Raw genomic sequence first — 26,348 nt, forward strand, 5'->3', positions numbered from 1 at the left:
TCCCCTTCCTTCCATCCAACGGGTAGAAATGATGAGAGTAATACACCTTAGGGAACAACGCGAGGGAAAAAGAGATGACCAATGATAAAATTCTTCCGAAAAATACCCTACTGATATTAACTACCTACTAATCAAAAATGTCAGTACCTTTATTAAAGAACGGTTTTCGCTATTGCTATCACAACAGCGCAGTGAAGAAATTTTAAGTGCTAATATTGATAGGGCAATTCTCGCCGAAACGTTACCTATTATTAAGGACAGAATTAACGCCATCATTCTTGGTTAGAACTTAATAATTTGCGTTACACTCGAACCGATAGTCTTTGAGTTATCAAAAAAGTAGAATTTGCAGTTAATTATGCTTGTTTCTATTCAAAATCAGGAGAAATGGCCTTTAATTCCCAAACTTTTGTTAAAAAGGGGCTGTTTCGGTGGAGGCAAAATTTTAGACGGCTTTTAGACCCTATAAAACCTCAAAAAATGAGAATATGGTTAGTTCCTCTTTCTCCGCAAAAAAACCCTGTAACGAAAGTTATGGGGTTTTTGTTTATACCTTTATTAAAAGAAAATCACGTTTTCTAAAGTGAAAGAAACCAGAATCAATAAATACCTTAGCGAAGTTGGCCACTGCTCACGTAGAGCAGCAGATAAACTTATCGAGCAAGGTCGTGTAACCATTAATGGTAAGGTCCCTGAAATGGGGACTAAAATTAAGGAAGGGGATATCGTAAAAGTTGATGGGGAACTGATTACTGAAACTAAAGATAAACCCGTTTATTTGGCATTCAATAAGCCCGTAGGCATTGTTTGTACAACAGATACCAGAGTAGAAAAAGATAATATCATTGATTTTATTAATTATCCCAAACGCATATTCCCAATTGGGAGATTGGACAAACCGAGTGAAGGTCTCATTTTTTTAACTAATGATGGAGATATAGTAAACAAAATTCTTAGAGCTAGGAACCATCATGAAAAAGAATATATAGTCACAGTAAATAAACCTATTACCAACGACTTTATGAGTAAAATGGAAAATGGTGTGCCCATTTTAGATACAATTACCAGAAAGTGTAAAGTTGAAAAAATAGCAGAAAAACAGTTTAAGATTATTTTGACCCAAGGACTAAATAGACAGATCAGAAGGATGTGCGAATATCTAGATTATCGGGTCAGAAAATTAAAGCGGATACGTATAATGAATGTTAAACTGGATGTGCCCATTGGTAAATATAGACATCTTACTGAAACAGAGTTAAAAGAAATAAATCAGTTGGTTTCCAATTCTTCAAAGACACATTTTTAGGTTAAAACACACATTGAGCTATACCAATTAGTCTATCAAACTCCTCTTTTAATCAGTTTAAAAGCATTTTTTTACCGTTAAAAAGCAAAACCTATGAAAAATTCATAAGTATTTGGAAGAATTGATTGTTGATATTTGTATCGTATTAACACCCAAAATCTTAATGCTATGAAATCTTCCCCCACTTACAAATTAACCTTAGTAATTGTTGTTTTATTGTTTGCTTTCAAAACAAATGCACAGAAAAATACGACCGAAGCCAATAAACGAATCGATGACTATTTAGAATTGCTTAAAGAAGGATATTCAGAAGTAGAAATATTTCAAGACCTCGGCAATGTAAATTTTTTAACCGAAAATTACGAAGCTGCCATTTTCTGGTACGAGAAACTACAAAATGTTGTCCAAGTTGGAACTTTGAGCGGCAGTTATCAAGAAAGATATGAGTACGCCAAAGAGCAATTAAAAGGAAATATTGCGAGTGACAATAAAGATTGGGCAGCTGTCATTAAAAAAGATTATTCCATGAATAAAGGTAGTTCCCCTTCACAGAATTATATCCCTACACTAGCAAATACTGATAACAGTAAAGAAGGGTTTACTCCTGAAATGACTGTTACCAGAGATGGCAAAACGGCTTATTTTAGTAAGATCGCAAATGTAAAACCAGAATATGGTGTTTTTTCCAAAAAAGAACCCGTTCATGTTTTGTACAAGGCAAGTAACGTTAATGGAGAATGGAAAAATGTACAAAAAGTAGCTGTATGTCCAAAATATTACTCTGCAAAACATCCTACAGTATCAGAAGATGGAAGTCGCCTGTTCTTTGCCTCGAACATGCCAGGTACATTTGGTAAATATGACATTTATGTTTCAGACATTAAACCAGACGGAAGTTTAGGGGTTGCAAAAAACCTAGGCCCTAAGGTAAATACCAAAAAGAACGACCTCTACCCTAGCCTAAAAAATGGCACATTATTGTTCTTTGCTTCAGAAGGAAGAAAAGGATATGGAGGCTTAGATTTGTTTGCTGTTCAGGTTGCTAAAAACACTTTGACCAAATCCGTAAACTTAGGAAGTTCCATTAATAGCCCTTATGACGACTTTTCACTTGCATTAGTACCAGAAAAAGGAATGGGCTATGTAATGTCCAATAGAGGTAAGAAAAATAAAGTAAGCCAAATAGCAATAAGCTACTCCAAACCAGTTGATGCTTCTTTAGTTGAAAAAAGCGAAGAAGGACTTATGAAAGCCTTGCATAATGATAAAGGCACGGATTACTCATCAACAGTTTTTGAGGAATAACCTCTACAAGCACAAGTCCATAGCCCCTTACCATTTATTAATTTAAATGTAGATACTAAAAGCATACTTACAAAATGCTAGATAACAACATACCCAGTTTCACTTTAAACCCCGAAAAGATGAACTCATTTATAAAACAAAATATAAAAATCGGTCTAGTGCTTTTAGTTGCGATGTTAGCTTCTAAAAGTACAATGGCCCAAGAAACAGAAACTTCTAATCAATATAATGTTGAAAGCCCATTCCACAACCAATTGTTCTTTAATCGTTTTCTAATTAATCCAACATTTTCGTTGGTCCGTGAAAACAAGTCCTACTTAAATGTATTGTTGAGAAATCAATACGCTTCTTACGAGGATAACAATCAAAATTACTATTTAGGTTTTAGCAATAAATTGGATAAAAACACGGCACTGGGATTAGGTGTTTATGGACGCTGGTCTGGCATTGTACAAGAGTTTGGATTTAATGCCAACTATGCTACGGCTGTTCAATTAGGCGAAAAAAGTGCACTTGCTTTTGGAACCAATGTAAATTATTTGAGCCAAGGGCTGGATAAAAATAGGGCCATAACAAACGAAAGTGACCCCTTAATCCAAGAAGCTAGAAAAGAGAATAAAGTTACTGTTGAACCAGGAATTAATCTATCCCTTAATAAATTTGATTTTGGTCTATATTTTAGGGATTTAGTGGTCTACAATCAAACTTTGAACGCACTGGAAACCAATTTTGGTATGGAAAACATAACAGGCACAATACAATATAGCCATACTTTTGAAAAAGCCACCGGTTTGCTGGCAAACGGTAGACTTATGCCAATGGTACAAGTTGGTGCCAATGGAAGAGGTGATGTTTCTTATACAGGTTCGGTACTTTTAGACTTGCCACAATTTGGATGGTTCCAAAGTACTTATGATAGCTCTTATGGCTTCTCATCAGGTATTGGAGTTAATTTGAACAAAAAACTATCCTTAGGATATTTAATGGAGAAAAATTTAACTGAAGTTGGTGACAACCTTGGTTGGAACCATGAACTTTCTTTAGCATATTCATTTGACGATGATCTACGAGGCGTTGGTATTGATGTAAACATTGCAGAAAACAAATCTGAAGATGCTAGAATTGATGAAGTGGTCAAAAATTATGAAGAACAAATCCTAAACCTTAAAAGAGAGTTGACCAAAGGTGCTCCAGTTTTAGTGGATGAAAACTCTGTCGCCTATGAAAATAGACTGATTCTTGATGAACTGATTTTAAGACAAGATTCTATTGAAAAAGCAAGGGATGAAATGTTTGAAAAACGATTTGAAACTATGGTACGCTTAATACGTCATGAAATTAAGCAAGATTATCAAGAACCAAAACCAAAGAGACAATCTCGTTATGCAAATTCTCGCTTAGCAGAAAACAATGCTCAAGAGACAAAGAAAAATTTCAGGGCTAATTATAGAACGGACTTATTTGAAAAAACACCCATAAAATCACAAAATGGCTCTAATATAGTTGGTATTGCCTCTGGTTATTATATGATTGCCAATGTATTTAAAAACGAAAAGTATTTGAATTCCTTTATGAACAATCTTAAGAAAAAGGGATTGAATGCCAGAAAATTTTATAATAAGGAAAATGGATTGCACTATGTCTATTTAGCAGATTTTAAAACCAAAAGTGATGCTTCTGATGCCTATGGTAACAATTTGGCTGGTACCTACCAAGAAGACAAATGGATAATGGAAGTATATAATCCAATGGGTACGGCTACAGCAGAGCTAACTTTTGAAGAATAAAGATATTACAAGAGCTTACTAATCGGGGTTGATTTTTAGCCATTAATTGTAAGATAGTGGCAAATGCTTTTGTTAAAAAGGGTTGATTGGGTAATCAACCCTTTTTTCTTTTTCATATGTTAATGAAATATATTTTGAAAGAAAAATCTTACATATTTTTTTGTTATTCAAAAAAAAATTCTATATTGCCTTTGTAAAAGTTACCCAAACACTTTTAAACCCCGTAAAACCTACAATATGAAGTCTTACTACTACTCCTTCAAAAATGCTATCCTTTCTACATTATTAATACAAAGAGAAAAAAATCCTTTAGTTATTCTCGTTAAGGTATAGTTATACCTCACTTTTAATTTATTGGGAATCTTGAATCTACAACTAACAAGTGTATAGTTAGCCGATGTATGATTCATAAAATTCTCCAGATAATTCAAAGACATTCGTTGTGATTTAAGTTAAATCTAAAGTATGCTATACTTCAGACCAGCATTAATCATGGCCACGATTACACTTATTCTGGAAATAGGTTAAAAATTGCAATTTCTAATTTTAAATATAAAATAATGAGTACAACCCCAAATCTTATATCATATGAAAACAGAAGCATTAAAGGTAATTGTCATAGACGGTGACCAAAATTCACACCAGAAGTACGAAAGTTACTTTGAGACCTTTTACGATTATCAACTTGTTGGTACGTTTAGATCTGTACACGATGCATTGCAAAATTATCGTAAGTATCGGCCAGATATAGTTCTATCTGAAGTATCACTATTTGGTATATCGGGAATTGAAGGAATTCAATACTTGCACAAAAAAGATGATAATGTAAAGATTATCTTATTGAGCCCAAAGAATGATTTTGACATTGTACGGAAAGCTTTTAAAGCAGGGGCTAACGGTTATCTTACCAAGCCCGTAACAAAAACTAGAATATTGGCCGCCTTAAATTCCGTAAGGGAAAATGGAGCTGCTTTAAGCCATGACGTTGCTCGCACTGTAGTTGAAATGTTTCAAAAGAAAAAATATGAGGCATTATCAAAGCGAGAAAATCAAATCGCTGAATATTTAGGGCAAGGTGCTACTTACAAAAGCATTGCTGAAAAATTGTATGTAACACCAAGTACTGTCAATTTTCATATTCAGAATATCTATTTAAAACTCAATGTAAACTCAAAATCTGCAGCTCTAGAAAAATTAAGAATGCTAGAAGCTTCATAAAACTCACTAAAAAGTAAAACCCGCAATTTTCATGCGGGTTTTTAATTTATTTAATTCTTGTGTAATTTAATCTTCAAATTCTAAAGCTGATTTAAATTTTTTCTTTTTTCTTTCTCCTGAGGGATATTCAAATGTCCAACATTCTTCCAGAACAGAGCAATATTGTACTGTGATATTAACTTCTTCTTTTTCCATTTTCTCTACGATCTCTCGTGTTTCTTCATTCCATCTCATAAAAAATAACAAGCGCTCCTCTCCTGCTTTAAATACGGTATTGTTCATTTTATTTTGTCGTATGATATCATATCCTATAGTATTGTCTGGTTTAACAATCTTCAAAAAATCCATATAGTTTACAGCTGGTTCACCATTGAATGTAACAGAAACTGAAGTTACTAAAGCTGGTCCTGTTCCATTATTAAGACCATAAATACTAAACCCATCAGAATTATAACCTTGACTAATTGAAAAATAAGGCCAAACTGTTGCTTTTTGTTGCGCCTTTAATAGATTGGCTTCATAGATTGATACTACCAATGCCAACACGCTAATTATTAACGCAGTAGCAGTACCTATGCTTTGAAAAAGTTCTCTGTTCACTTTATTTTTCATGTAAGATTTTATTCTAAAATAAACAAAAACCCGTAACGGTCAGTTACGGGTTTTAAATTTCACTAAAATATAGAGTTTACTTGACTTCTTCGAAATCTACGTCTTCTACATTATCACCTTCAGTTGCATCACCGCCAGCAGCTTCTCCTCCCGTACTTGCAGATGGGTCTCCCCCAGCTTGTGCAGCTTCAGCCTGTGCTTTGTACATTTCTTCAGATGCTACTTTCCATGCTTCATTAATTTTATCCAAAGCTGGAGTTATTATAGCTAAGTCTTTGGTTTCATATGCTTTCTTTAATTCTTCCAAAGCCTCTTCAATTGGCTTTTTCTTATCATCAGAAAGTTTATCTCCAAATTCTTTCAACTGCTTTTCAGTCTGAAAAATCATTCCATCTGCTTCATTCAATTTGTCAGCAGTTTCCTTAGCAGCCTTATCCGCTTCAGCATTTGCTTCAGCTTCAGCTTTCATCTTTTGGATTTCTTCCTCTGTGAGTCCAGAAGAAGCTTCAATACGAATATCTTGAGATTTACCTGTTGCTTTATCTGTTGCAGAAACCTTGATGATACCATTTGCATCAATATCAAAAGTCACTTCAATTTGAGGTGTCCCCCTTGGTGCTGGTGGAATACCATCTAGATGGAATCTACCAATAGTCTTGTTATCCGCAGCCATTGGACGCTCTCCTTGCAATACATGGATTTCAACCGAAGGTTGATTGTCCGCTGCAGTAGAAAATACTTGAGATTTCTTTGTAGGGATAGTGGTATTGGCCTCAATCAATTTTGTGGCAACCGCTCCCATAGTTTCTATACCTAAAGAAAGTGGGGTAACATCTAACAACAATACATCTTTAACATCCCCGGTTAACACACCACCTTGGATAGCAGCACCTACTGCCACAACCTCATCTGGATTTACCCCTTTAGAAGGTTTCTTTCCAAAGAATTTCTCGACAGCTTCTTGTACTGCAGGAATTCTTGTAGAACCACCTACCAAGATAATCTCGTCAATATCACTTTTTGAAAGTCCAGCAGACTTCAATGCAGTCTGGCAAGGCTCAATAGTACGTTTTACTAAATCTTCTATTAATTGTTCAAATTTTGCTCTTGTCAATGTTCTTACCAAGTGTTTAGGTCCTGATGCCGTTGCGGTTACATATGGTAAGTTGATTTCCGTCTGTGCAGAAGAAGATAATTCAATCTTAGCTTTTTCAGCAGCTTCACGCAATCTTTGTAATGCCATGGCATCTTCACGTAAATCCATTGATTCGTCTTTCTTAAACTCTTCTGCTAACCAATCAATAATTTTTTGGTCAACATCATCACCACCCAAATGTGTGTCACCATCCGTAGATAATACTTCAAAAACGCCATCTCCAAGTTCTAGGATAGAAACGTCATGTGTACCACCACCAAAATCGAATACTACAATTTTTTGGTCCGTATCTTTTTTATCCAATCCGTAAGCCAATGACGCAGCAGTTGGCTCATTGATAATACGCTCAACAGTTAGCCCTGCAATTTCACCCGCCTCTTTTGTAGCTTGGCGCTGAGAGTCATTAAAATATGCAGGAACTGTAATTACTGCTCTGGTCACGTCTTGACCTAAGTAATCTTCTGCAGTTTTCTTCATTTTCTGAAGAATCATTGCAGATAATTCTTGTGGCGAATACATACGACCATCGATATCTACACGTGGCGTATTGTTATCACCTTTTACAACTTTATAAGGTACTCTATTCGCTTCTTTAGAAGATTCTGAGAATTTATTTCCCATAAATCTTTTGATAGAATAAATGGTTTTGTGTGGGTTTGTTACCGCCTGACGCTTTGCAGGGTCCCCAACTTTAATTTCTCCACCTTCTACAAATGCAATAACTGAAGGTGTAGTACGCTTACCCTCTGCATTTGGAATAACAACTGGCTCATTACCTTCCATCACGGAAACGCAAGAGTTGGTTGTCCCTAAATCTATTCCGATTATTTTACTCATGTTTATATAGTTATGCTTTTATATTTACTTTTTTACTCACACTCTAAATGTCAATGATTATGCCATGACAGTAAATATGACAAGCTGTCAGAAACTGGGCATAAAAATTTAATAAGACTTCTATTTTTGCTGCCTATATTTGGTGAAACAAACTTAGCCAATGGAATGTATCAGTGTTTTTGACATGCTTAAAATTGGGGTTGGACCTTCCAGCTCACATACTTTGGGACCATGGAGAGCTGCAGAAAGATGGATACAAGAACTCCAAGAGAACAACCTATTTGATAAGATAGAAAAAATCCAGGTGTTCCTTTATGGATCTCTTTCCCTAACTGGAAAAGGCCATGCTACAGATACTGCTGTTGCATTAGGTTTGTCAGGCACCGACCCGGTCACCATTCCTACTGAGCATATTCCAACCATAATAAATTCAATCAAAAACGATAAGAAAATACAGTTTGGAGGAGAACGTGAAGTAAACTTTAGTTTTGAGACGGATATCATTTTTAAAAAAGAGTTTTTGCCATTCCATGCCAATGGAATTGAATTTAAAGCACAGCTAAACAATGAAAAAAACTGTTCGGAAACTTATTACTCTATCGGTGGTGGTTTTGTGGTAAAAGAAGAACGAACCAATTCAAAAGAGAATAAGGCAGTTTTTAAGACTTTTCCGTTTCCTGTAAAATCTGGCGCTGAGTTGTTGGCTTTTTGTGAGCAAGAACAAAAATCCATTTCGGAAATTGTTTTGGAAAATGAGCGTTCCTTAAATTCTGATGATGAAATAAATTCCGGTATCAAACAAGTTTGGGATACCATGTTGGAATGTATGTATACGGGCTGCCATAGCGAAGGAGTTTTACCAGGTGGCTTAAATGTGCGCAGACGTGCTTTTGACATGCACCAAAAACTAAAGGGAACCCTCCCCTATTCCAGTCCTAGAGAATGGATTGAAACCATACGAGATACCGAAGTTAAATTTAGACAAATATTAAAATGGGTAAGCTGTTTTGCGCTTTCCGTGAACGAAGTAAATGCTTCTCTAGGTCGTGTTGTAACTGCACCTACCAATGGTAGTGCTGGGGTAATCCCTGCTGTATTAATGTACTATTTGGTCATTGAAAACCATGATGGGGATTTTGATGATGTAAAACGCTTTTTACTTGTTGCGAGTGAAATAGGCAGCATCTTTAAAAAAGGAGCTACCATCTCTGCTGCTATGGGTGGTTGCCAAGCAGAAATAGGCGTTTCTTCTGCCATGGCCGCTGGAGCCTTAACTGAATTAATGGGTGGTACTCCAGAGCAAGTACTTTGTGCAGCGGAAATTGCCATGGAACATCATCTTGGACTTACTTGCGACCCTATTGGAGGCTTGGTACAAGTACCTTGTATAGAGCGAAATTCCATGGGTGCCATAAAAGCAATAAATGCTGCAGAATTAGCAATGGATACAGACCCGGCAGCTGCAAAAGTGCCGTTGGACAAGGTTGTGAATACCATGTGGGAAACTGCAAAAGACATGAGCACCAAATACAAAGAAACTTCTGAAGGCGGATTGGCAGTTGGCGTATTTTTAAGTGACTGCTAATTCATTCTGTTACTTAAAACGATAAGAAAATCTTAGTCATTTATAAACACATACTATGCTTTTATTAAATAATACCGTGGTTATCAATAGATAACTATAAAGTCTTATTCTTTATCTTAGTTGCGCACATAATAGTTATATAAATCATTAATGATATATAACCGTTAGTGGTAAGCAAAAACTAAAAATATTGGAGAAAATAAATCAAAATGGAAAAACCGAAATTAGAGGACTTTAAAATCAATGTTAGATTTAAATTATCTGCTCTATGGGCTACGGTGACGTTTTGTTATTTGTATGGAGATTATTTCGAACTTTATGTTCCCGGAAAAACGGAAGGGTTGGTTAATGGAATTAATCTATTGGACAGTCCTGTTAAGCTTTTTGCATCTGCGGTATTGTTGGCAGTACCAGCTTTAATGGTATTTTTATCATTAGTTCTTAATCCCGTATTAAACAAACGATTGAATATTGTTCTTGGAATATTCTTTACTGCGATAATGGTTCTTCTAGGAGTTCTTTCGATTGAACCCTGGCGAGCTTTTTATGTTTTCTTGGCAATTTTGGAAAGTATAATTACATCCGTTATTGTTTGGTATGCTATAAAATGGCCAAGGGAAGCCCAAAATTGATTACTATAAAACAATGTACGGGTTTACTAAAACGGAAAAATAGGCTGAATAAAATGCCAACCACTAACAATACCTATAATTAAAACGGACTTGTGTTTTTACGCCAAGATCTGTGTATATTTAAGAAGTCGCAAAATCTTTGGGATTTAGCTTTCGGGCAAAAAAGAAAAAACAAAACCAAAAGCTTTTGCTTATCCGAACTGTAGCAAATATTTAAAATTGACTTATTCAGTAAATGATTAATTCTTTCGCACTAGATATATTTCCATTATCCCCACTCCCCAGTTTACAAAGAGTATTACTTCAAACTAACAATAAATTAAATACTCTATTGTCAGGAGATTACACGATAAATAGCTCTTTCCGCAATCTAGATAAAGAATTGAATGTGAGTAAATTTGATTAGAACAAAGAATTTTAAAAATTGGTAAAAAATTGAAGAAGAAACAGACGAAAAAAAATTGCTGACAAAGTATAAAATGTATTAAAAACTAAGTTTACGCAAGGACGTTGTTAGTAATAAACAATTAAATAGTAAAAAGTAAAAAGATGAATATAACAACATTCCTCACATTTGTAGGTCAACAATGTGGAAAGGCTGAAGAAGCTATAGAATTTTACACATCCATCTTTCCAAATTCAGAAATTAAAAGCATAAAAAAATATTCAGAAGGTGAAGCAGGAGGTACACCAGAACTTATTAAACATGGTGTATTTTCATTAAATGGAACCGATTACATGGTTTCTGAAAGTAATTACAATCACGCTTGGTCATTTACACCTGCTGTTTCAATTTTTATAAGTGATAAATCTGATAATGTCATACAATCCCTTTTCGAAAAATTTTCTTCAAATGGAGGTCAGGTGATGGTTCCTTTAGACAGCTATCAAGGTGATGGAGATTATGGGTTTGGCAAGAAATTCGGATGGTGTCAAGACAAATACGGTATATCATGGCAATTTGTACTTACTGAATAACTGATTATAAGCTGTTAAACGAAACTGTTAGCGTTTGTTAATTTAAAATCAAAAAAAAATGAAAGTTACGGTCGAAAAAAATGAAAAGGTTGCCAATATGATATTTGCATCCATTTACCCCCTTTACTGGAATAGATTGGAAAAACATGGTAGGACAAAAAAAGAGTTTCATCAAGTGATAGAATGGTTTACCGGTTTTGATGAAAATAAGCTAAAAACACTTATTAAAGATAAAGTAACGTTTAGAACGTTTTTTGAAAAAGCAAAAATCCATCCCAATGCGCACATGATCAAAGGAGTTGTTTGTGGTTATCGAATTGAAGAAATAGAAGATGAATTTGAATTATATATACAATGTAGACGTATGGAAAAGCTGATTGATGAATTGGCAAAAGGTCGTAAAATGGAGAAAATTTTACGAGAAGAAAAGAAATAAAAACTTCAGTCAACTTTTTCATTAAATACAATGAACTAACTAAAACCATGAAGAACAAAGCTTTATTTCTTTTATCCCTTATTTATTCAATTTCTTGCTTTGCACAACAGTCATCTAGAAGTATAGAGCCCAATGTAATCATCATTTTTACTGATGATCAAGGTTACCAAGATATTGGTTGTTTTGGTTCACCCGATATTAAAACACCGCACTTAGATAAAATGGCTCAAGAAGGTATAAAACTTACAGATTTTTATGCTGCTCAAGCGGTTTGTTCCGCATCTCGAGCAGGACTTCTTACAGGCTGTTACCCAAACCGAATTGGAATACATGGGGCTTTTATGCCAAATAGCAAGCAAGGGTTAAGCACTTCTGAAACTACCATGGCAGAAATGTTAAAAGACATTGGTTATAAAACTGGGGTTTTTGGAAAATGGCATTTAGGTGACAATCCTAAATTTATGCCTAATAATCAGGGGTTTGATGAATATTTTGGCATTCCATATTCTAATGACATGTGGCCTTTTCATCCTCAGCAAGGACCAATATTCGATTTTGACCCGCTACCCTTGTTTGAAAATGAAACAATTATAGATACCCTAACAAATCAATCCTTGTTAACCACACAGATAACAAAAAGGAGCGTCGACTTTATTGAGAAGAATAAAGAAAACCCGTTTTTTTTATACATAGCACATCCGCAGCCTCATGTTCCTCTATTTGTATCTGATAAATTTAAAGGTAAATCAGAAAGAGGATTATATGGCGATGTAATTATGGAAATTGATTGGTCAGTCGGTCAGATTTTAACTACTTTAAAAGAAAATAATTTGGACGAGAATACTATTGTTATTTTCACTTCAGACAATGGCCCATGGCTTAATTATGGTGATCATGCTGGCTGTGCTTATCCATTAAGAGAAGGGAAAGGAACAGCACTAGAAGGAGGTCAAAGAGAGCCTTGTATTATTAGATATCCGAAAGAAATAAAACCAGGAAGGGTAATCAATGTACCTATGATGGCAATAGATATCCTCCCGACAATTGCAGCACTAACAGGGGCAAAATTACCTGATAACAAAATTGATGGTAAAAATGTTTGGAATATATGGACGGGAGATTCTACTACTAGCCCTCATGAAGCATACTACTTTTACTATCATGTAAATGAACTTCATGGTATAAGGTCTGGTAAATGGAAGATGTATTATCCGCATAAATACAGAACTTTAAATGGTCGTAAGGGTGGTGAAAATGGGTTTCCAGTCGAATACGAATACAACACCATGGAAAAAATAGAGCTTTACGATTTATCGAAAGATATTAGTGAGACAAAAGACGTAGCTGCTGAAAACCCAGAAGTTGTAGCAAAAATAAAATCACTGGGCGATAAAATAAGATTAGAGCTCGGAGATTCATTAAACAACCAGACAGGCAAGGGAACTAGACCAGTTGGAAAAATCGAGCAATAATAGCGATAACCTTATTTCTCCAAACAGCCGGCCCTACCACGGGTATCAATCAAATAGATAATTTTCCAATCCCCATCAAAATTCACCATTTGAAAAGAATTGATGCCACAATGACTAAAATTTCCATTTAACCAAAATTCATACCCTATCCAGGCGTTTGCCATGGTTCTATCAACTTGTATGGACCAAGAGGTGAGTTTTTCTTCAAAAGTCACGCTATCAGGTATACTTGTAATTGAGGTTATCAACTTCTCAATTTTTTCATTCCTAAATAGGGTTTTTCCTTCTTTATTACGACCAGTGGTTTGTAAAACCACATTATCCGCTAGCACACTTTTCATAATGATAGAATCTTGCTTATGGAATCCTTCAAAAAAAGTTTCCACCACTTTTTTAACAGCAGCTTTGTCATCAGTTTGGGCAAAACTTGTGGTTATTCCGATAAGAAATAGGCTTATAAAAATACTTTTCTTCATGATTTACATTTTTTGATTGAAATCCAAATTAAACAAATCTGCTTACATTTAGCCTTCAAATCTAAGTCAAAATGTCTGTAGCCAAAAAAGAATACAAAAGAGTCACCGTAAAATCATTGGTGGAAATGAAACAGAACAAGGAGAAAATCTCTATGCTAACTGCTTATGATTATTCCATGGCCAAGATAGTGGACTCCGCTAATGTGGATGTTATTTTGGTTGGGGATTCTGCCAGTAACGTTATGGCCGGGCATGAGACTACCCTTCCTATAACTTTGGATCAAATGATTTACCATGCCAGTTCTGTTGTTAGGGCTGCTAGCAGGGCTTTAATTGTTGTAGACATTCCATTTGGAAGCTACCAAAGTGATTCTAAAGAGGCTTTACGTTCCGCAATCAGGATTATGAAAGAAAGTGGCGGACATGCCGTCAAAGTAGAGGGTGGAGAAGAAATTAAGGAATCTGTTAAACGTATTATTGGGGCTGGTATTCCCGTAATGGGTCATTTGGGGTTAACACCACAATCCATCTACAAGTTCGGAACCTATACAGTTCGTGCAAAAGAAGAAGCAGAGGCAAAAAAGCTAAAAGCAGATGCCAAATTATTGGAAAAATTAGGTTGTTTTGGTATTGTTTTGGAAAAAATTCCTGCAGAATTGGCCCAAGAAGTGGCGGAAAGTGTTTCCATTCCAATCATTGGTATTGGAGCAGGTAACGGAGTGGACGGGCAAGTTCTCGTAGTTCATGACTTATTGGGGATGACGCATGAATTTAATCCTCGTTTTTTAAGGCGTTACATGAATCTTTATGAAGATATGGGCAATGCTATTTCCCAATATGTAGATGATGTTAAGAGTAGGGATTTCCCAAGTGAAGAAGAACAATACTAATTGGGTGAAATTAAATAGGTACATACTGTTATTTGTTCTTGTTCTTTCAAGTCTTGCAGTTTTTGGTCAATCAAACAATGTTACAAATAAAAAAGAATTCAAGGCGCTCTTCATTGGTAATAGCCTAACTTATACCAACAATTTACCGGAACTAGTGGCAGAGATAGCTCGTGCTAAAGAGGTTCGTCTTAAAACCAAAATGGTTGCTCTTCCTAATTATGCGCTAATTGACCACTTAGATGATGGGAATATTCAAAAGCTTATTGCTAAAAACGGTTTTGATTTTGTGATTATACAACAAGGTCCCTCTTCACAAGCAGAAGGAAGAAAAATGCTCCTTGTTGATGGAGCAAAAATCAAGAAGCTATGCGAAGCCCATGGGGCAGAACTGATCTATTTCATGGTATGGCCTTCAAAACAATACCACTACACTTTTGATGATGTAATCAAAAACCATATAAATGCTGCAACAACTAATGGTGCTCTCTTAGCTCCTGTAGGTGCAGTTTGGAAAACCCATTTTGATGAGACAAATGATTATTCCTTTTATGGAAACGATGGCTTTCATCCTTCAATGAAAGGAAGCAAAATAGCTGCAAAAGTAATAGCCGCGACTATTCTTAACGAACAAGAAATAGATGGCAACTAAAATTCTGTCTACGCCAAATAACCTTCAAGTTATTTACGAAGACAACCATCTTATCGTAATCAATAAAAGACCTGGGGACATCGTACAAGGCGACAAAACCGGTGATCAGCCCTTAAGCGAAATAGTAAAAGAATACTTGAAAATTAAATACAACAAACCTGGCAATGTTTATTTGGGCGTTGCCCATCGTTTGGATAGACCAACTTCGGGGATAGTTGTTTTTGCTAAAACCTCTAAGGCACTGCCACGTTTGAATAAGTTGTTTTCTGAAGGAGAAACAAAAAAAACCTATTGGGCAGTTGTTGAGAAAGCTGCAGAAAATAAAATCAGTACACTTACACACTGGCTAGTTCGCAATCCAAAACAAAATAAATCATACGCGCACAAACATGAAGTTCCTAATAGTAAAAAAGCAATTCTAGATTACTGTTTGATTAAAAAACTTGACAACTATACGTTGTTGGAAATCAATTTAAAAACAGGAAGACATCATCAAATTAGGGCTCAATTATCAGCTATCGGAAGTATCATAAAGGGTGATTTAAAGTACGGTGCTACTCGTAGTAATAAAGACGGAAGCATTCATTTACATTCAAGAAGTCTAGCATTTGAACATCCCGTGAAAAAAGAATTAGTCTCGTTTACAGCTGAGCCACCCAATGATGCAATCTGGAATGCATGTCTTTAATTTTTTCTACTTTTAAACAAACACGCACCATGAAAAAAATTCTTTTAGTTCTTTGCCCAGTATTATTTTCGGCTTGCGGAAGTTATAACTCTATCGATAGTTTTTATGAGGCCCATAAAAACGATAATCAAGTTACAGCTATACGAGTGCCTCAGTTTATGTTTTCATTGGTGAGCGAAATTTCTCCAGAAATGAAATCCTTGGTAGGCAACACAAGAGATTTGAGGTATATGCAGTTTCCAAGTAAAACAGAATCCCAAACACGTTTTTTAAATACACAGATGAACAACTTTGCCTCTAGCTCTTTTATTGAAGTATTCCGAAAGAATGATGAATTAAAGCGTAATGTAGTTTCTATAAGGGAAAAACGCAATGTTGTCAAAGAGATTTTAATCTACAATAACGATAATGCTACAGGGTCTTTCTTATACTTTAATGGCAATTTTAACCCTATAAAGGTTAGGGAGTTAGCAAAAAACAATCAATTTGAAAAATTCTCTAATGGGCTGGTACCACAAATGAACTTAAGCACTCCAGGAATTTCGAATTAATATATCATGAAGTCATAAAGAAGTTAGGCTATCGTTTAATGGCTAAAGCTTTCTCTCTAATGATTTGACCCACAGGTTTATTGTACAAATGACTTTCTAGCCAAGAGAGTATATCCAAATATAAGAACGCTCTTTTTTCGTAAGGGTGATCTTCATATTTTTTTAATTCACTGTACAGCTTTAAAAATTCTTTTCGGAGCTCATTTGGATAAATATCACCTAAACTTCTTAAGAACTTAATCATCTCTTTTTGCACAGCTTGCAAATCGTTCATTTTTAATAAAAACTTATAAGTGCTCTTTAACTGAACTTCTAGGTGATAATCCATACCTGCTTCATAATGAGCTACTAAGCTTAAAACACGTGCAAAACACATTAAATCTTCCCGCATCTTAAGATTTTTATTGGTAATAATTTTTTTGAGGTAAACAATACAATTTTTATTGTCGCCGTTACCAAAATACAAACATGCTATTTTGTAATAAAGTAGCATTATGTGATGCTCATCTATTCGGTCTTTATGCTTGTTTATTCCATATTCAATAATAGCAACTAAGTACAGTCCCTTTTCAAAAGTGCCTTCAAGAAAATGAAGATTAAGCTTGTTGGAATTGATGTATAAAAATGCTAATGACGTAATATTATCATTCTTTGGAAAATCCGAATTTTGTGTCATTTCTTCCAGTCTTTCCAAAGTCTCTTTAAACTGAGAACTGTACTTTACGTAAAATAAAGATTCTAGCAAGTAATGGTTTCCTTTGAGGAAAAAAACCGGGTTCAAACGAATCATTTCTTCATTTTCATAAAACAAATCCACCCACTTACTCGCATATTTATAGGATGATAAAAAGTCTTGGGTCAAGAAACTATACCATAAATACGCTTTGTACAACCATAGCTTTTCCCTAAAACCAAGTTCTTCAATATCATATTCTGGTAAATGTGCTTCAAAATAATCTGTAACTTCTTGCAAGTCCTTATCATTCCTTACATAGCCCACTTTTAGCATCATTCCATATAGTTGTAGGGAAAGATTGGACAATTTACTGGCCATCACATTATGTGCAGATAATGATTTTGCTTGTACCGCAAGTTCATCAGCCCTATCCGGTATACTTCTGGTAATGTATTGTGTCTCTATTATTTTTTCTAGCTCTACAATTTCATAGGCAATATTCTTCTCTTCATTTTCAATTGCAACGTGCTTCGCCTTGTCAAGAATTTTTAAGGCTTGCTTATAAAGTCCCTTTTGATACAAAATCGTTGCAAAATCTAATTGTTCCCTTATCTGTACCCTAATATTTTGATTCACTGGGTTAAGTCGAAGACTGACTAAAATCTGCTTGTATAAATGTGCTTTAAGGTTAGATAATTGGGATTTTTTTACAATACCACTTTCCATTATCAAGGGTTCACTGTATGCCTTCATTTTATCCATTAGGTTAAATAAGGCTAAAAACTTAGCGTCAGCATTTACTCCCAATCTCCCTACATAAAGTTTAAACTGACGCTTTTCAGATTTAGAAAGTGACTTGACCAGTACAAATAAAGCATCCTTTTGGGTATTTGTCATCGTAAAATTAAATGTTTAACTATTTGTTTTACAGATAATTGACATTGTCAAAAAACAATTTAACATTGTAATGGTTTGCTGAGTAATAGCTTTTGGCAACCACTGTATTTTATCTTCGTATAGATTGGTTAAAATTACTTAAAACGATGAGTAAAGATAAGGTACAAATTTTTGATACGACGCTTAGAGATGGCGAACAAGTGCCAGGTTGCAAATTGGACACAACACAAAAATTAGTTCTTGCAGAACGACTGGAAGAATTGGGAGTGGATATTTTGGAGGCAGGTTTCCCCATATCTAGTCCTGGTGATTTTAAGTCTGTAACAGAAATTAGTAAATTAATCAGAAATGCTACTGTCTGTGGCCTAACAAGAGCAGTAAAAAAAGATATTGAAGTTGCAGCAGATGCACTTAAGTATGCAAAAAAACCAAGGATACATACTGGGATTGGAACTTCGGAATCCCACATAAAATTTAAATTCAAAACTACTCAAGAAGAGGTGATAAAAAGAGCTGTTGCTGCGGTATCTTATGCCAAGACCTTTGTGGAAGACGTGGAGTTCTTCGCTGAAGATGCAGGAAGGACAGATGATGAGTATTTGGCAAGAGTCTGCGAAGCAGTCATTAAAGCAGGGGCGACAGTTTTGAACATTCCAGACACGACTGGTTATTGCCTTCCACATGAGTACGGTGCTAAAATAAAATACCTTAAAGAAAATGTGAGGGGAATAGATAAAGCCATCCTTTCTTGTCACTGTCATAACGATTTAGGATTAGCCACTGCTAATTCCATTGCCGGTGCCATAAATGGTGCCAGACAAATAGAGTGCACCATTAATGGAATAGGTGAACGTGCGGGAAATACTTCATTAGAAGAAGTAGTAATGATTTTAAGGCAACATCCAGATTTAAGTTTGGATACCAATATTAACAGTAAACTGCTTTTTGATACCAGTAGAATGGTTTCTCAAAAAATGGGTATGCCCGTACAACCCAATAAGGCTATTGTAGGCACCAATGCATTTGCGCATAGCTCTGGTATTCACCAAGATGGGGTTATAAAGAATCGGGAAACTTATGAGATTATTGACCCTGAGGATGTAGGTGTAAGCGAATCATCCATTGTTTTAACTGCTAGAAGTGGTAGAGCTGCTTTAGCCTACAGGGCAAAAAAGGTTGGATATGAATTAACAAAATTGCAATTGGATGTTGTTTATGATAATTTTCTAAAATTTGCTGATGTCAAGAAAGAGATTGTAGATACAGATATTCATAAAATTGTGGAGACCAGCAATGTAAAATTAGAAAGTATTGCCTAATGAAAAAAACTTTGTTCGATAAGGTTTGGGACGCCCATGTTGTTGAAACTATCCCAAATGGTCCCCAAATTTTATATATCGATAAACATTTAATCCACGAGGTTACCAGTCCGCAAGCCTTTGGCGAATTGGAACAAAGAGGCATCCCATTATCAAGACCCAACAAAACTGTCGCTACTGCAGATCACAATGTGCCTACTTTAGATCAACATTTAACCATAAAAGATGCCCTATCTAGAAAACAGGTAGAAATGTTGACTACCAATTGCGAAAAGCATGGTGTTACTTTATATGGTTTGGGTCATAAATACCAAGGAATCGTACATGTAATGGCACCAGAATTGGGTATTACCCAACCAGGAATGACCATGGTCTGTGGTGATAGTCATACTTCAACCCACGGAGCTTTTGGCGCAATCGCTTTTGGTATTGGCACCAGTCAAGTTGCTCAAGTATTTGCCAGCCAATGTTTGTTGCTGAACAAACCCAAAAAAATGCGTATCACCGTAAATGGAAAGCTTAATAAAAATGTATTGCCAAAAGATGTAATACTTTATATAATCGCACAGTTAGGAACCAACTCTGGAACTGGACATTTTGTGGAATATGCTGGTGATGTATTTGAAAAAATGAGCATGGAAGGGCGTATGACTGTTTGCAATATGAGTATAGAGATGGGTGCTCGTGGCGGAATGATTGCTCCTGACAAAACTACTTTTGAGTACGTTCAAGGAAAAGAATTTGCCCCAAAAGGAGATGAGTGGAATCGTAAACTAGCTTATTGGAAAACCTTGCCAACCGATGAAGGTGCAACATTTGATACCGAATATCATTTTGACGCTTCGGATATTTTACCGATGATTACTTATGGAACTAATCCGGGAATGGGGATTAAGATAAATGAGAAGATTCCAACCATAAATGATGCTTCCTTTGAAAAAGCACTTTCTTACATGGGCCTTGAGAAGGGTCAATCTTTAGTGAATCATCCCATTAACTATGTATTTATAGGCAGTTGTACAAATTCACGCATAGAAGATTTTAGGTTGGCTGCCTCACATATACAAGGAAAACAGAAAGCAAAAAATGTTACCGCCCTAATCGTTCCTGGGTCTCAACTGGTTGCTAAGCAAATTAAGGAAGAAGGTTTACAGGATATATTTGAAGCAGCTGGTTTTCAAATTAGACAGTCGGGCTGTTCTGCATGTTTGGGAATGAATGAAGATAAAATTCCAGCAGGTGAATACTGTGTTTCCACCTCTAATAGAAATTTTGAGGGACGCCAAGGCCAAGGTGCAAGGACTTTACTTGCCAGCCCATTGGTTGCAGCTTTAACTGCTGTAGAAGGAAAAGTTGTAGATGTGACAGAATTAGAATTAACCTAATGGAAAAATTTAAAACATTAATATCACGTGCAGTTCCACTTCCAATAGAAAATGTGGATACCGATCAGATAATCCCTGCACGGTTTCTTAAAGCTACCAGTAAAGTAGGATTTGGTCAAAATCTCTTTAGAGATTGGCGATTTGATAAAGAAGGTAATATTAAAGAAGATTTTATATTGAACAACGGAAATTACGTTGGTAAAATACTGGTTGCAGGTGAGAATTTTGGATGCGGTTCAAGCAGGGAACATGCTGCATGGGCATTAGAAGATTATGGGTTTAAGGTAATAATCTCTAGTTATTTTGCAGACATTTTTAAGGGAAATGCCCTTAATAATGGTTTACTTCCTATCCAGATTTCGAAAGAAAAACTTTCTCAACTTTTAGCGTACTTAGAAAAAAATCCGACTGCTGAGCTCCATGTAGATTTGGAAAACCAAGTATTAAAATTAGAGGCAATTAACCTTAATGAATCATTCGACATTGATGCTTACAAAAAAATGTGCCTGATAAATGGCTATGACGATATAGACTTTTTAATAAGCAAAAAAGAAACCATTGAAGCGTTCGAAACGCAAAATCAATAATCACATGAATTTAAACATAGCCTTACTACCTGGAGATGGCATTGGACCAGAAGTATTGAATCAAGCGGTAAAATGTTTACAGGCAGTAGAAGAAACATTTAATCATACATTTGTCTATAAAGAAGCCCCTGTTGGAGCTATTGCCATAGATAAAACAGGAAACCCACTTCCAGACAGCACACTAAAACTTTGCATAGAAGCGGATGCCGTACTTTTTGGTTCTATTGGAGATTCTAAATACGACAATGATCCCAATGCAAAAGTGCGTCCAGAACAAGGTCTTTTAAAGCTCCGTAAAGAATTAGGATTGTACACTAATGTTAGACCTGTTAAAGTATTTCCTACCCTAATAAATAAATCTCCTTTGAAAGAAGATATTATTTCTGGTACAGACTTTACCATTTATCGTGAGTTAACAGGGGGTATTTATTTTGGTGAGAAAAAACTCAATGATGAAGGTACAGTAGCCTCTGATTTATGTGAGTATTCTGAAAAAGAGATTAGCCGCATTGCCCATTTAGCATTCAAGGCTGCAAAAAACAGAAGAAAAAAACTAACCTTGGTCGACAAAGCCAATGTTTTGGAATCCTCACGTCTTTGGCGAAAAGTAGTCACTAAAATAGGAGAGAGCTACCCGGACGTAGAACTAGATTTTCTTTTTGTAGATAATGCTGCCATGCAAGTCATACTTAACCCAAATCAATTTGACGTGGTTTTGACCGAAAACCTTTTTGGTGATATTATTTCTGATGAGGCAAGTGTAATTGGAGGTTCTATTGGTTTACTCGCTTCAGCTTCAATTGGTGATGAAAATGCGCTCTTCGAACCTATTCACGGCTCATATCCACAAGCTAAGGGAAAAGACATTGCTAATCCTGTTGCTTCCATTCTATCAGCAGCAATGCTCTTGGAGCACTTTCAACTATTTGAAGAGGCTATGGCTGTCCGAGAAGCTGTTGACAAAGCTCTTGAAAAAGGTGTGGTAACTCCAGATTTAAACTCAAAAAGTAAATACGGAACAAATCACGTTGGTGATTTTATTGCGGACAATATTGTTGATAATGACGAAGACCTAAACATGAACGATGAGAATATTGGATTGGGAAAATCCACAATTATCTAATTTATTCTGCCAGTAGTTCGTCAAGTGTTTTATTGAATTCTTTTTTAAACTTCTCATGCTTTTCTAAAGTTGCTGGACCATTGAAACCAGTATGTATCTTACGTATCTGTCCCTTTTTATCAATATAGATAGTAGTTGGGTAAGATATGATATGATTTAGCATTGGTAATTTTTCATTGGCCAATACCTTATCTGAACTTCCTACCTGAGCCAATAAAATTGGGTAATTAACCCCTACTCTATTTTTTAGTCTCTCTATTCCTTTAAAGGCTTTTTTCTTGGTTTTGGCATATTCAAAAGCTAAAGCTACCACTTTCAAGTTTGGATTGGGATTTCGCTTTAGGTAATCAACATAAAACTTTGTCTCATCCAAGCAATTTGGGCACCAAGTACCCATAATCTGTACCAATACAACTTTGTCCTCAAATTCTTCGTCATCCAAGCTTATTACTTCCCCATCAGCATTTGGAAAAGAAAAACCGAATTTGTCATATCCGTCTTTTAAATACGTTAATGAATTTGCATCTGCAAGCTCAAAAGCATCATTCCGTTTAGCTTTAAAGTTTTCGATACTATGATTGCCAGAGTAAAAAACACCTGTCAATGTGCTATCTGTTGCCTGGGCAGTAAACAAAAATACATGTGCACCATCAAAAGTAGATAGCTTTAAAGAATTTCCATCAACTATGCCTTCCAGATAGCGATAGTCCCCGGTATTTGTTCTAAAGGTGCCTACAACTTTTTCACCTTCTTGTGTAAAAATTCCTTTGGCTGGATAAGGATTTTCTTTATCAAAATCAAAACTAACTTCCCAAACTCCCGAAATATTCACAGTAGGCTTCTGTACAACAGTAAATCTTGGCTTCGTACCATATTGAGCATTAAATGGAACCACTCTATCCAAGCTCTCTTTTATAAAATCTCCTCGTATTTCATTTTCTGTAAATTTTCCGGCGATATAGCCTTCAAAAATTGGCATTTGTATCTTGATGGAATCATTATAAAATTCAAACTCATCGACCAAAATAGTTTCGTCAGCGTTTTTAATTTCCATGGTATAACTGCTCCCTTCTTTTTTTAATATAAAGTTAAATGGAAGAATCTCGCTTTCTGTTACTTCCATATTTGCCCACCACTCACCAATTTTCAATGAATTATCAACTTTTTTATCGCAGGATAAGATTGAACCTACAAGCAAAAACAAAGTGAATATTTTTTTCATTTCAGAATATTTTTTCAATTATATCGAAAATATACTGCTCTACTTACATTTTGGGCAATGATTTTGCTAAAAATGTAGATTGAATGTGAGTAACCAATGTTTTATATTTGCAAACTTTAAAACTGACCAATGAAGATTTCATACAACTGGTTAAAGCAATTTTTGCAACTAGATTGGAAAGCGGAAAAAGCGGGAGAACTTTTGACCGATTTAGGCCTTGAAGTAGAGGGCATCTCTGGTTTCGAATCCGTGAAGGGAGGACTTGCAGGTGTTGTTGTTGGTCATGTATTGACCTGTGATAATCATCCAAACGCAGATCGCTTAAAGTTGACTACCGTAAATATTGGTCAAGAACAACCTGTCCAAATAGTTTGTGGAGCACCAAATGTGGCTGCTGGCCAAAAAGTACCAGTTGCAACTATTGGCACCACGCTATATACTAATAACAATGAGCCTTGGCAAATAAAAAAAGGTAAGATAAGAGGAGAGGAAAGCCATGGAATGATTTGTGCTGAGGACGAATTGGGTCTTGGAGAAAGCCATGATGGTATTTTGGTCCTTAATGATGATCTAAAACCCGGCACTCCATGCAGTGAAGTATTTGAAATTGAAAAAGACCAGGTTTTTGAAATTGGACTAACTCCTAATCGCTCTGATGCAATGAGCCATTTTGGGGTAGCCAGAGATTTAAAGGCGGGATTGGAACAAAAAGAAATTGTAAAAGAATTAATAACCCCGTCTACCAGTACTTTTTCTATAGACAATAGGTCTTTAAAGTTGGATGTAGAAGTTGAAGACAACTTGCTTGCACCAAGATATTGTGGGGTTACCATTAGTGGATTATTGGTTCAAGATTCTCCTACTTGGCTAAAGAACAGGCTTAAAGCTATTGGGCTATCTCCAATAAACAATATTGTAGATATCACCAATTATGTTTTGCATGAGTTGGGGCAACCGTTACATGCATTTGATGCTTCTAAAATAAAGGGCAATAAGGTAGTGGTTAAAACACTGCCAAAAGGCACAAAGTTTGTTACTCTTGATGATATTGAACGTGAGCTGCATGAAGATGATCTCATGATATGTGACAACGAGAAGCCAATGTGTATTGCTGGTGTTTTTGGAGGGAAGTTCTCAGGAGTTACAGAAGATACTACTTCTATTTTTTTAGAAAGTGCTTATTTCGATGCTGTTTCCATAAGGAAAACCGCAAAGCGCCATGGCTTAAATACTGATGCTTCGTTTAGGTTTGAACGTGGTATAGATATTAATACTACTGAATATGCTCTTAAAAGAGCTACCTTACTTATTAAAGAAGTCGCTGGGGGAGAGATTACCTCGGATATTATAGATTTGTATCCAAAAAAGAAAGATGATTTCCAGGTTTTCTTGACTTTCGAGAAGATATACAAACTTATTGGTCAAGAAATACCAAAAGACACCATAAAGTCAATACTGAGTTCTTTAGAAATAAAAGTGAACAATGTTACAGAATCTGGTCTAGGCCTTACTATTCCTTCATACAGGACTGATGTTCAACGTGAGGTTGATGTAATTGAAGAGATTTTAAGAGTGTACGGATATAATAATATAGATTATAAGCAAAAGTTTACTGCATCTGTAGCTAGCACTTCTAAATTTGAAAACCACAAATTACAAAATGTTATAGGGGACCTATTGGCATCAAGAGGCTTTTTTGAAATAATGACAAATAGTCTCGTTCCCGCTGATGCTAATAAAGAGGGAGTCAACAGTTCAAAAAATGTAGAAATGCTTAATCCGCTCAGTACGGATTTAGCCGTTTTGCGTGAGTCTATGCTATTTTCTGGTTTAACTGCTATAGCACACAACCAGAATAGAAGAAAGCAAAATTTGAAATTGTTTGAATTTGGAAAGACCTATGAAAAAAGTGAAGGTGTATACAATGAGGAATCTGAACTTTCCTTATTAGTAACAGGGAACCAGTTTGAAAATAGCTGGGCTTCTCCTAACTCACATTCTGGCTTTTTCTTTTTAAAGGGAATTTCTGAAAGTATACTGAACAGAATTGGTATAACCGGCTTCAACCAAAAAATAACCAATACGAACTACCTTTCAGAAGGTATTTCATTTGAAAAAAATGATAAAATACTATTGTCATTGGGTGTTGTAGATAAATCTTACAGCAATAAACTTGGTGTAAAAAATGAAGCAATCTACGCCAATTTTAATTGGGACTTGCTCATGGCCCTTGCCTCAAAAAATACTATTGTCTATAAAGAAGTTTCAAAATTTCCTGAAGTGAACCGTGATTTTGCATTACTTGTTGATGAAAATATTCCATTTAAGGAAATTCATAATATTGCTTTTCAGACTGAAAGAAAGTTTTTAAAGAAAGTAAACCTGTTTGATGTTTACACTGGGAAAAATCTACCAAATGGCAAAAAGTCCTATGCAGTGAGCTTTACTTTACTGGATACATCTAAAACATTGACAGATAAGCAAATAGACAAAATAATGTCAAAATTACAAAATGCTTACGTCCAACAACTTGGAGCTGAACTTAGGTAAAAATGAAATAA

Annotated in this window: 23 protein-coding genes; 18 read left to right on the forward strand and 5 right to left on the reverse strand. The window is 35.5% G+C overall.

What is annotated here, in order from left to right:
* The first annotated feature begins 583 nt into the window (after positions 1–583).
* The 4 genes from rluF to AACP56_RS01900 all read left to right on the forward strand — a co-directional run bounded on the left by rluF (position 584) and on the right by AACP56_RS01900 (position 5,616).
* Positions 584–1,306, forward strand: coding sequence for a 23S rRNA pseudouridine(2604) synthase RluF (gene rluF / locus AACP56_RS01885; protein WP_339334044.1), 723 nt, complete (start codon positions 584–586; stop codon positions 1,304–1,306).
* Positions 1,307–1,474: 168 nt separating this feature from the next.
* Positions 1,475–2,611, forward strand: coding sequence for a cell envelope biogenesis protein OmpA (locus tag AACP56_RS01890; RefSeq protein WP_339334042.1), 1,137 nt, complete (start codon positions 1,475–1,477; stop codon positions 2,609–2,611).
* 119 nt (positions 2,612–2,730) lie between these two features.
* Complete coding sequence (locus tag AACP56_RS01895; protein ID WP_339334040.1) at positions 2,731–4,398, forward strand: PorP/SprF family type IX secretion system membrane protein; 1,668 nt, start codon at positions 2,731–2,733, stop codon at positions 4,396–4,398.
* Between the two features lie 588 nt (positions 4,399–4,986).
* Positions 4,987–5,616: a response regulator transcription factor gene (locus AACP56_RS01900; protein WP_339334038.1), complete on the forward strand. Its 630-nt coding sequence runs from the start codon at positions 4,987–4,989 to the stop codon at positions 5,614–5,616.
* 66 nt (positions 5,617–5,682) lie between these two features.
* Here the strand turns inward: AACP56_RS01900 and AACP56_RS01905 are convergent, their stop codons facing one another.
* Together AACP56_RS01905 and dnaK are read right to left on the reverse strand one after the other, a co-directional pair.
* On the reverse strand, positions 5,683–6,228 hold the full coding sequence (locus tag AACP56_RS01905) for a hypothetical protein (protein WP_339334036.1): 546 nt from the start codon (positions 6,226–6,228) through the stop codon (positions 5,683–5,685).
* A gap of 76 nt (positions 6,229–6,304) precedes the next feature.
* Positions 6,305–8,221 (reverse strand): molecular chaperone DnaK, encoded by a 1,917-nt coding sequence (gene dnaK / locus AACP56_RS01910; RefSeq protein WP_339334034.1) that lies wholly within the window; start codon positions 8,219–8,221, stop codon positions 6,305–6,307.
* 160 nt (positions 8,222–8,381) lie between these two features.
* Here dnaK and AACP56_RS01915 point away from each other — a divergent pair, with 160 nt between their 5' ends.
* The 5 genes from AACP56_RS01915 (at position 8,382) to AACP56_RS01935 (ending at position 13,324) form a co-directional block, all read left to right on the forward strand.
* Entirely contained in the window at positions 8,382–9,806 is a 1,425-nt protein-coding gene (locus AACP56_RS01915) for an L-serine ammonia-lyase (RefSeq protein WP_339334032.1), read from the forward strand.
* A 209-nt stretch (positions 9,807–10,015) separates the two neighbouring features.
* A complete protein-coding gene (locus AACP56_RS01920; protein ID WP_339334030.1) occupies positions 10,016–10,438 on the forward strand; it encodes a DUF6326 family protein in 423 nt (140 codons plus the stop codon).
* A gap of 549 nt (positions 10,439–10,987) precedes the next feature.
* Positions 10,988–11,416, forward strand: coding sequence for a VOC family protein (locus AACP56_RS01925; RefSeq protein WP_339334028.1), 429 nt, complete (start codon positions 10,988–10,990; stop codon positions 11,414–11,416).
* 58 nt (positions 11,417–11,474) lie between these two features.
* Positions 11,475–11,852 (forward strand): DUF2200 domain-containing protein, encoded by a 378-nt coding sequence (locus AACP56_RS01930; RefSeq protein ID WP_339334026.1) that lies wholly within the window; start codon positions 11,475–11,477, stop codon positions 11,850–11,852.
* Positions 11,853–11,899: 47 nt separating this feature from the next.
* A complete protein-coding gene (locus tag AACP56_RS01935; protein ID WP_339334024.1) occupies positions 11,900–13,324 on the forward strand; it encodes a sulfatase family protein in 1,425 nt (474 codons plus the stop codon).
* Between the two features lie 11 nt (positions 13,325–13,335).
* Here the strand turns inward: AACP56_RS01935 and AACP56_RS01940 are convergent, their stop codons facing one another.
* Entirely contained in the window at positions 13,336–13,800 is a 465-nt protein-coding gene (locus AACP56_RS01940; protein WP_339334022.1) for a nuclear transport factor 2 family protein, read from the reverse strand.
* A gap of 71 nt (positions 13,801–13,871) precedes the next feature.
* On the opposite strand from AACP56_RS01940, the gene panB reads away from it, so the two are divergent.
* The 4 genes from panB to AACP56_RS01960 are packed head-to-tail and all read left to right on the forward strand — an operon-like array spanning position 13,872 to position 16,578.
* Positions 13,872–14,690 carry a 3-methyl-2-oxobutanoate hydroxymethyltransferase gene (gene panB, locus AACP56_RS01945; protein ID WP_339334020.1) on the forward strand — a complete coding sequence of 273 codons (819 nt, stop codon included), beginning with the start codon at positions 13,872–13,874 and terminating at the stop codon, positions 14,688–14,690.
* A gap of 4 nt (positions 14,691–14,694) precedes the next feature.
* Complete coding sequence (locus AACP56_RS01950; protein WP_339339820.1) at positions 14,695–15,339, forward strand: SGNH/GDSL hydrolase family protein; 645 nt, start codon at positions 14,695–14,697, stop codon at positions 15,337–15,339.
* Positions 15,329–16,027 (forward strand): RluA family pseudouridine synthase, encoded by a 699-nt coding sequence (locus tag AACP56_RS01955; protein ID WP_339334016.1) that lies wholly within the window; start codon positions 15,329–15,331, stop codon positions 16,025–16,027. Before AACP56_RS01950 ends, AACP56_RS01955 begins: the two co-directional genes overlap by 11 nt.
* 29 nt (positions 16,028–16,056) lie before the next feature.
* Complete coding sequence (locus AACP56_RS01960; RefSeq protein WP_339334014.1) at positions 16,057–16,578, forward strand: DUF4252 domain-containing protein; 522 nt, start codon at positions 16,057–16,059, stop codon at positions 16,576–16,578.
* A gap of 28 nt (positions 16,579–16,606) precedes the next feature.
* Here AACP56_RS01960 and AACP56_RS01965 read toward each other — a convergent pair whose 3' ends face one another.
* Positions 16,607–18,151 (reverse strand): hypothetical protein, encoded by a 1,545-nt coding sequence (locus tag AACP56_RS01965; RefSeq protein WP_339334012.1) that lies wholly within the window; start codon positions 18,149–18,151, stop codon positions 16,607–16,609.
* A gap of 146 nt (positions 18,152–18,297) precedes the next feature.
* Between AACP56_RS01965 and AACP56_RS01970 the strand changes: the two genes are divergently transcribed.
* The 4 genes from AACP56_RS01970 to leuB are packed head-to-tail and all read left to right on the forward strand — an operon-like array spanning position 18,298 to position 22,565.
* Positions 18,298–19,470, forward strand: coding sequence for a 2-isopropylmalate synthase (locus tag AACP56_RS01970; RefSeq protein WP_339334010.1), 1,173 nt, complete (start codon positions 18,298–18,300; stop codon positions 19,468–19,470).
* Positions 19,470–20,855 carry a 3-isopropylmalate dehydratase large subunit gene (gene leuC / locus AACP56_RS01975; RefSeq protein WP_339334008.1) on the forward strand — a complete coding sequence of 462 codons (1,386 nt, stop codon included), beginning with the start codon at positions 19,470–19,472 and terminating at the stop codon, positions 20,853–20,855. The genes AACP56_RS01970 and leuC overlap by 1 nt, the downstream gene beginning before the upstream one ends.
* Positions 20,855–21,442: a 3-isopropylmalate dehydratase small subunit gene (gene leuD, locus AACP56_RS01980; RefSeq protein WP_339334006.1), complete on the forward strand. Its 588-nt coding sequence runs from the start codon at positions 20,855–20,857 to the stop codon at positions 21,440–21,442. Before leuC ends, leuD begins: the two co-directional genes overlap by 1 nt.
* Positions 21,443–21,446: 4 nt before the next feature.
* Complete coding sequence (gene leuB / locus AACP56_RS01985; protein WP_339334004.1) at positions 21,447–22,565, forward strand: 3-isopropylmalate dehydrogenase; 1,119 nt, start codon at positions 21,447–21,449, stop codon at positions 22,563–22,565.
* 1 nt (position 22,566) lies between these two features.
* Here leuB and AACP56_RS01990 read toward each other — a convergent pair whose 3' ends face one another.
* Positions 22,567–23,787, reverse strand: a complete 1,221-nt coding sequence (locus tag AACP56_RS01990) for a peroxiredoxin family protein (RefSeq protein WP_339334002.1) — start codon at positions 23,785–23,787, stop codon at positions 22,567–22,569.
* Positions 23,788–23,916: 129 nt separating this feature from the next.
* On the opposite strand from AACP56_RS01990, the gene pheT reads away from it, so the two are divergent.
* Complete coding sequence (gene pheT / locus AACP56_RS01995) at positions 23,917–26,337, forward strand: phenylalanine--tRNA ligase subunit beta (protein WP_339334000.1); 2,421 nt, start codon at positions 23,917–23,919, stop codon at positions 26,335–26,337.
* Positions 26,338–26,348 lie beyond the last annotated feature (11 nt).

The sequence above is a fragment of the Croceitalea sp. MTPC6 genome, from assembly GCF_036985525.1.
Lineage (GTDB): Bacteria > Bacteroidota > Bacteroidia > Flavobacteriales > Flavobacteriaceae > Croceitalea.